This is a genomic window from Vibrio floridensis, from assembly GCF_021852965.1.
GTDB lineage: Bacteria > Pseudomonadota > Gammaproteobacteria > Enterobacterales > Vibrionaceae > Vibrio > Vibrio floridensis.
In genome coordinates this window covers 1-1497 of record NZ_JAKGCY010000054.1, presented here as the reverse complement: position 1 = coordinate 1497, position 1497 = coordinate 1, and the positions used below count along the sequence as shown (strand labels likewise).

Here is a 1497-nt window from a genome sequence, read left to right as displayed (position 1 = left end):
ATGCGATGAATTTTGGTGGTGAAAGTGGTCTGCTGAAGGTTGGTTTAGGCGGCACTCACCCCTTAACGCAGCGTTATAAAACAAAAGGAAGTACAGTGGAAAAATCAGATTCGTTTATTGTGGATTTTTGGGCTAAGGTCTTTGAAATTTTAGGAAAAATTTCATTTTTCAATGTTATTCGAAAAATCTTCCCAAAAGCTAGGACTGGACGCTTCTCGGAAGTTTGGGCATTGAGTCATGTATTCTTATCAATCTTGTCTGTTCCAGCGGTTTTGTACATCAATAATCAGCTTATTGGATTTGGTATTGCGCTATATGCCTTGTTCCGCGTTTATGAAGTTGTAATTTACCAAACGAATGTTCTACTTTTCGATGAGTATCGAGCGATAAAGGCTGGTAGGGAATACGCATTACATGGATACCGCCGTATAGTCATACTTCTAATGCAAAACTATTTCGAAATCATCTTTTGGTTTGCTGCTCAGTATATATTTTTTCAGGGTATGTTTAAGTTTGCAGTTGAAGGTTCTCATGAGAGTGTGCTGGGAGCGGTTTATACTAGCTTTGTTGTAATGACTAGCTTTGGTTTTTACAACGTTACGCCTTTGGGTGTCGTTGCCTATTCATTAGTTATTGGTCAAGCTATGATTGGACTCTTTATGACATTGCTAAGTTTGGCTCGGTTTATAGGGGTTATTCCTACACCAAAATCAATGGATGTAACAGAGCAGTGAAATTGTTTTTATAACAAGGCGTTCAAGAGGGATTCATGCCGCGTGGCATTTTTGCCATGCGATGAATTTTGGTGGTGAAGGTGGTCTGCGGAAAGTTGGTTTATGCGGCATTCACCCCTTAACGCAGCGTTATGCAAATACTCAAATCAGCTGATTTTCCAGTGCTTAGGTCTAGGCTATTGGCGAAAATAAATTGGCTAACTGCCTACAGCATTCTGGTAAACTGCGACCAAACTAAGCGGTATTATTAGGATCCAAGCGATGAGCCAAGAGCAACCAAACAACCCTTTACATGGATTAACCTTAGAGAAAATCCTTGTTCGTTTACAAGAGCACTATGGTTGGGAAGGGTTAGACAGAGAAATTCAAATTAACTGTTTTTACAGCAATCCATCAATCAAATCTTCTCTTAAGTTTTTGCGTCGCACACAGTGGGCGAGAGACAAGGTTGAGGCTTTGTATATAGATACGTTTTGCCGTTAGAACATTTGCATAACAAGGCGTTCAAGTGGGATTCATGCCGCGTGGCATTTTTGGTATGCAGTGAATTTTGGTGGTGAAAGTGGTCTGCGGAAGGTTTGTTTAGGCGGCATTCACCCCTTAACGCAGCGTTAGCAATCTTAGGAGAGACAGTGTGCAACATTTTAAGGGATGCAAATTAGTTGTTCATTGTAACGAGCAAATTATTACCTATAAAAGAGATAATATTTCTTCCATTTCATATCCGAATTGCTGGGATTTACCTGGTGGCGGTCGTGAAGGG

The 1497-nt window shown here is 40.5% G+C and carries 2 protein-coding genes; both read left to right on the top strand.

Annotated elements, in window-relative coordinates; all coding sequences use genetic code 11:
- Positions 1 to 734, top strand: a 734-nt coding sequence (locus LZU85_RS20775) for a hypothetical protein (protein WP_237288436.1), incomplete at its 5' end; no start/stop codon positions are given.
- A gap of 261 nt (positions 735 to 995) precedes the next feature.
- Positions 996 to 1217: a VF530 family protein gene (locus LZU85_RS20765; protein ID WP_000076907.1), complete on the top strand. Its 222-nt coding sequence runs from the start codon at positions 996 to 998 to the stop codon at positions 1215 to 1217.
- The last annotated feature ends 280 nt before the right edge of the window (positions 1218 to 1497 follow it).

What these genes read in the sequence shown, in the direction of transcription:
- LZU85_RS20765 (WP_000076907.1), top strand. Translation starts at nt 996, where the DNA reads ATGAGCCAAGAGCAACCAAACAACCCTTTACATGGATTAACCTTAGAG.